A 5,554-nucleotide genomic window follows, 5' to 3' on the forward strand; every position below is an offset into this window, starting at 1 on the left:
TTCCGGACCATGTACATGGCCGTGCTCTTTTTCTTCGGCGGATGCTTCGCGCACGTCGGTCACTTCCACGGCGAAGTTCAGGGTTTCCCCTGCCAGCGGGTGGTTGCCATCGACAGTCACTTCATCGCCTTCAACGGCGGTGATGGTGAAGATACGCTGGCCGGCTTCGGTCTGCGCCTGGAACTGCATGCCCGGCTGCAGGTTGTCTTCGTTGCCTTCAAAAGCGGTTTTCGGCACTTGCTGAATCAGCTGCTCGTGACGCTCGCCGTAGCCTTCTTCCGGAGTCACGGTGACGTCCAGCTTGTCGCCCGCGGCCTTGCCGACCAGAGCGTTTTCCAGGCCCGGAATGATGTTGCCGGCGCCGTGCAGGTACGCCAGGGGCTCGCCACGCTCGACGGAAGAATCGATGGTTTCACCGGCGTTGTTGGTCAGGGTGTAGTGGATGGACACTACGGCATTTTCAGAAATTTGCATGGAAACCCTTTAGGGGTAGATGAATTCGGAATAAGAGGCGTGGCGGCCATGACGTTTTTCATGTCCTGACCGCGCCCTGTATTCAGGTCGGCGAACATTCTAACAAGACCGGCAAGGGCCTGACCAACCGGAGCCGGGCTGGCCCGACAGGCGTAAGGGGGGGCAGATTGCCCAGGTTGGCCCCGCATTTGCTACAGTACCGGCATGAATGCTGATGCTTCCACTGACAATCCGCTACTGCAGGACCGCTTCGGGCGCACCATTGATTACGTGCGCTTGTCGGTGACGGACCGCTGCGATTTCCGCTGTGTGTACTGCATGGCGGAGGATATGACCTTTGTTCCCCGCGCCCAGGTGCTGACCCTGGAAGAGATGGGGCGGCTGGCGCGGGTGCTGGTGCAGTTGGGGGTAAAGCGCATTCGCCTGACCGGGGGAGAGCCCCTGGTGCGCCGGGATGTGGCGCGGTTGGTGCGCGATATTGGTGCCATTGACGGCCTGCGTGAACTGAATATGACCACCAATGGGGCTGGCTTGCCCCGCCACGCGCAGGCGTTGAAGGCAGCGGGGGTGGATCGGCTCAATATCAGCCTGGATTCGCTGGACCCGGAGCGTTTCCGGGCTCTGACCCGTACCGGCGATCTGCAGCAGGTGATTGCCGGAATCGATGCGGCACGGGCCGCCGGCTTTGAGCGGATCAAGCTCAACAGTGTGATCATGCGCGGCCGCAACCAGGATGAAGTGCCGGCACTGGTGGATTTCGCCCTGGCGCGGGGGCTGGATATCGCTTTCATTGAGGAAATGCCCCTCGGGCAGATCACCGAGCACGACCGGGAATTGGCGTTCGTGTCTTCGGCGGAGCTGCGCGAACAGCTGTCAGCACGACTGGGGCTGGTGCCGCTGGCAGAAAAAACCGGGGGGCCATCGCGCTATTGGCAGGTGCCGGGCAGTGGCAGCCGCATCGGCTTTATTTCGCCTCATTCACAAAACTTTTGCCATTTGTGTAATCGGGTGCGGATCACCGCCGAGGGGCGTATGCTTTTGTGCCTGGGCCATGAGCACAGCGTGGATCTGCGCGCGGTGCTGCGCGCCCACCCGGATGACGATACCCCCCTTCGCGAAGCCATTGTGGATGCCATGGCCATCAAGCCCGAGCGCCACGACTTCAACCTGGAGCCGGGTGAGCAATTGGTACGATTCATGAATATGACCGGTGGTTAAGGCGGCGTGTTAGCGTGCCGCGTGTAGCATGATTGGGTAAAAAAGCGAGAGACCATGAAATCCCTACCTGAACTGTTTTCCAACAATGAAAAATGGCGCCACGAAATTGAAGAGCGCCACCCCGGCTTCTTCAAGGCGCTGGGTGAACAGCAGAACCCGGAATATCTGTGGATCGGTTGTGCCGATTCCCGGGTGCCAGCCAACGAAGTGGTAGGCATGATGCCCGGCGAGCTGTTTGTTCACCGCAATGTGGCCAACCTGGTCAACCATACCGACCTGAACCTGCTGTCGGTGCTGCAGTTTGCCGTGGATGTATTGAAGGTGAAGCACATCATGGTGGTGGGCCATTACGGTTGTGGCGGCATCAAGGCGGCCATGGAAGATGTGCCCCATGGCCTGATCGACAACTGGTTGCGGCAGGTGCGCGAACTGTACCTGCGCAATCGCAAGAACCTGGCCGAGCTGCCCGATGAGGCAGCGCGAGTGGACAAGATGTGTGAGCTGAATGTGGCCCGCCAGGTAATCAATGTGTCCAACACCACTGTGGTTCAGGAAGCCTGGCGTCGCGATCAGCCGTTGACCATTCACGGCTGGATTTACGGTATCGGTGATGGTCACCTGCGGGACCTGGATATCCAGATTCAGAATAATGGCGAGCTGCGCAGCCTGGAAACGGACGAGTACGACAACTGCTCCGGTTAGGTGAGTGCCCTTGGTCGCTGTAACGAAATGATCAAGGGCACGGTTACCGTTGACGATGGTTTTCAGTGATGATGGCCTGCACCGCCGTGCCCCTGGCCGGCGGGTGCTGTGCCTGAGTCGTCCAGTAGTGCCTGCCAATCGTTTTCGCTCAGTGAGGGCAGGGCGCTGAGTAACGCCACCATGTCCCACAGGCTTTGCTCGTCGTGGCTTTTTCCCCAAGCGGGCATGCCGCTCATTTTGATGCCGTGCTTGATGACCCAATAGGCGCCTTTCGGATCATGAATCCCGTGTTCCGCCAATGCTGGCGGTTGCGGATACATGCCTTCACGCAGTTCGCTCTCCTCGATTCCCGGCGCCAGGTGGCAGCCCACGCACATGGCCTGGTAGTGCTCTGCGCCCCGACCAATTCGTTGCGGATCATCCAGGTCGTTGGGCACCGGAATATGTTTTGCTCGCAGGTCAATGGAGCGGTGGCGAGCGGTACCGATGATTTTCTCGGTCACGCTCCAGTGCGGTTCGTCGGCCGCAAAATTGTAGCTGCCTGTGGCAATGACGATGCCGATGATGGCGGTGGCAAGCAGCGCGATAACGAGCAGAGTGCTAACGGTTTTCATCGTGTTCTCCCTGACAATGAAAGAATTGGTGGATGCGCCGGCCATGGCGGCCGGGCACATCCGTGGCAAGATCAGAACCAGAAACGGATGCCGGCAACAACGGTGCCTTCTTCCGTTTTTCCGCCGGCTGCCCGAGTCATGTCCGCCGTGTCGCCGTACTGTTTTTCCCAGTTGACCCCGATATAGGGCGCAATTTCCCGGCGGATTTCATAGCGCAGGCGCAGGCCGGCTTCCAGGCTTACAAGCCCGTCGCCGATGCCCAGTTCCGGGTCGTCCTTGCCATAGAGGTTGGCTTCGATCTCCGGAACCAGTATCCACTTTTGCGTCAGGAGCAACTCGTATTCGGCTTCCAGGCGCAGGTTGGTCAGGCCCTCTTCGCCGATAAACAGGTTGGCGTCCACTTCGAAGAGGTAGGGCGCGACGCCCTGAACACCGATGCTGGCCCAGTCCCGGTTGGGATCGTCCGGTTGCCAGTCTCGTCGCACGCCCAGCTGCCAGTCCCAGAAGGGAGCAAAGGCCCGGTTCCAGGCAAGGCGGGTTTCTGCTGCCTCGGTACTGGCGTCCTCACCGTCGTGCTCCGGATCCATTAACCGTTCGCCTTCGGTGCTGAAGTACAGCTTGTTCAGGTCGCCGCCATGCCAGCCGCTGGCTTCCCAGGCCATGACGGTGCCTTCATCGCTGTCACGGGCTTCCAGCTGGTCGACGATGACACGGGTAAAACGCGGTTCGTTTTTATTCATGGCGAGGGCTGGCGAGGTGGCCGCCAGTGTGATGCTGCCTGCCAGGAGCGTCATCAATGTTTTCATGAGCGGTGCCCTCCATGATCTTTGTCATGTGTGTCGTGCATGCCCTGTGTCTGTGTATCTGGCATGGAAGGGGTGGTGCTGCCATCAACGACGCGCACTTCCCGGAACATGCCTGCCTCCATGTGATAGAGCAGATGGCAGTGATAGGCCCAGCGACCGAGGGCATCGGCGCGCACCAGATAGCTGAGTTTTTCGCCGGGTTTGACGGTGATGGTGTGCTTGCGCAGCAGTTTCCCGTTACCCAGTTCCAGATCACTCCATAGGCCGTGCAAGTGAATGGGGTGGGTCATCATGGTGTCGTTCACCAGGGTGATGCGAACCCGCTCGTGGTGGAACAGCTCCAGCGGTACGGAATCGGCAAACTTGATGCCGTTAAAACTCCACATGTACCGGTCCATGTTGCCGGTCAGATGCAGCACGATTTCCCGGTCCGCTTGCAGGCTGTCGATGGGGTTGTCGGGAGTGCTGCCGAGGGTTTCCATGTCGGCGTAGGTGAGCACTTTCCAGGGCCGGTCACGCAGGCCAATGCCGGGGTCGGCCAGCATGTCGCCGGGCGCCATGGCGCGCATGTCGACGCCGGGGCCAAATTCACTGGCAGGATGTTCGATGGCGCTGTCGCGTGGCGGCAGGTCCGGGTTGTTGCTGTCCACGGCAAAGGGAACCGGGCGGGCAGGGGATGTGCCGTGGTGTTTCATATCCCCCATTTTCATGCCGTCATGGTCCATGGCGCCATGACTCATGGATTGATGACCCGAAGCTTGATGGTCCATAGCGCCCATGCCCATTTCGGTGTGGCCCAGTGGCGGGGGCGCGTCCATGTCAGGCACCGCAGCGGAGAGGGCGGCATCCGGTGTTAGCGTGCCGCGTACGAAGCCGCTGCGGTCGATGCTCTGGGCGAACAGGGTGTAGGCCTGATCGGCTTTCGGGGCCACGATCACATCCAGGGTTTCTGCCACGCCCAGTCGGCATTCATGGAAATCCACCGGGTTTACCGGTTGGCCGTCCATGGCGACCACGGTCATGTCGAGGCCGGGAATGCGAATGTCGAAGAAGGTCATGGCGCTGGCGTTGATGAAGCGCAGGCGGATGCGTTCGCCGGGTTTGAATCGGCAGGTCCAGTTGTTGGCGGGGCTTTGCCCGTTCATCAGGTAGGTATAGGTGTAGCCGGTCACGTCCGCCAGGTCGCTCTGGCTCATGCGCATGCTGTTCCACATTTGCCGGTCCTTGAGCGTTTCGATCACCCCTTTGTTGCGGAAATCACTCAGCGTGTCGAATACGGTGCGCTCATTGAAATTGTAGTAATGGCTGAGTTTTTTCAGTGTGGCGTAAATATGCTGAGGATCTTCATCGCTCCAGTCAGAGAGCAGAATCACTTCGTCACGGTCCGCGTGATAACGCGCTTCGGTGTGTGTGGTCGCCTCGCGAGGGTCAATCACGATGGCGCCATAAATTCCGGTTTGTTCCTGAAAGCCGGAATGGCTGTGATACCAGTAGGTGCCACTTTGTTTTACGGTAAAGCGATAGGTAAAGGTTTCGCCGGGGGCGATGCCATCGAAGGACAACCCCGGCACGCCGTCCATCTGGAAGGGCAGCAGAATGCCGTGCCAGTGTATGGAACTGGTTTCAGGCAACAGGTTGGTCACCTTGAGGGTGATGGTGTCACCTTCTTTCCAGCGCAGGGTCGGGCCGGGAATGCCGCCATTAATGGTGGTGGCCGGGCGGGTCTTACCGGTGATATTG

6 protein-coding genes are annotated in these 5,554 nt (G+C 59.7%); 2 read left to right on the forward strand and 4 right to left on the reverse strand.

Features of this window, described 5'->3' with window-relative positions; genetic code table 11:
• A partial coding sequence (locus tag A3754_RS15340; protein WP_063520402.1) for a peptidylprolyl isomerase occupies positions 1–474 on the reverse strand: 474 nt, incomplete at its 3' end.
• 204 nt (positions 475–678) lie between these two features.
• On the opposite strand from A3754_RS15340, the gene moaA reads away from it, so the two are divergent.
• Both moaA and can read left to right on the forward strand, forming a co-directional pair.
• Positions 679–1,692 carry a GTP 3',8-cyclase MoaA gene (gene moaA, locus A3754_RS15345; protein ID WP_063520403.1) on the forward strand — a complete coding sequence of 338 codons (1,014 nt, stop codon included), beginning with the start codon at positions 679–681 and terminating at the stop codon, positions 1,690–1,692.
• A gap of 54 nt (positions 1,693–1,746) precedes the next feature.
• Positions 1,747–2,394: a carbonate dehydratase gene (can, locus tag A3754_RS15350; protein ID WP_063520404.1), complete on the forward strand. Its 648-nt coding sequence runs from the start codon at positions 1,747–1,749 to the stop codon at positions 2,392–2,394.
• A 62-nt stretch (positions 2,395–2,456) separates the two neighbouring features.
• Here the strand turns inward: can and A3754_RS15355 are convergent, their stop codons facing one another.
• From A3754_RS15355 to A3754_RS15365, 3 genes are all read right to left on the reverse strand, one after another.
• A complete protein-coding gene (locus A3754_RS15355; RefSeq protein ID WP_063520405.1) occupies positions 2,457–3,008 on the reverse strand; it encodes a cytochrome c in 552 nt (183 codons plus the stop codon).
• A 71-nt stretch (positions 3,009–3,079) separates the two neighbouring features.
• Positions 3,080–3,814, reverse strand: coding sequence for a copper resistance protein B (locus tag A3754_RS15360; protein ID WP_063520406.1), 735 nt, complete (start codon positions 3,812–3,814; stop codon positions 3,080–3,082).
• Positions 3,811–5,554: copper resistance system multicopper oxidase (locus A3754_RS15365; protein ID WP_063520407.1), on the reverse strand; the 1,744-nt coding region annotated here is incomplete at its 5' end. The genes A3754_RS15360 and A3754_RS15365, both read right to left, overlap by 4 nt.

The organism is Alcanivorax sp. HI0083 (assembly GCF_001635175.1).

Excerpts from the sequence above, each read along its gene's own strand:
- moaA (WP_063520403.1), top strand. The coding sequence starts at position 679 with ATGAATGCTGATGCTTCCACTGACAATCCGCTACTGCAGGACCGCTTC.
- can (WP_063520404.1), top strand. The coding sequence starts at position 1,747 with ATGAAATCCCTACCTGAACTGTTTTCCAACAATGAAAAATGGCGCCAC.
- A3754_RS15355 (WP_063520405.1), bottom strand. The coding sequence starts at position 3,008 with ATGAAAACCGTTAGCACTCTGCTCGTTATCGCGCTGCTTGCCACCGCC.
- A3754_RS15360 (WP_063520406.1), bottom strand. The coding sequence starts at position 3,814 with ATGAAAACATTGATGACGCTCCTGGCAGGCAGCATCACACTGGCGGCC.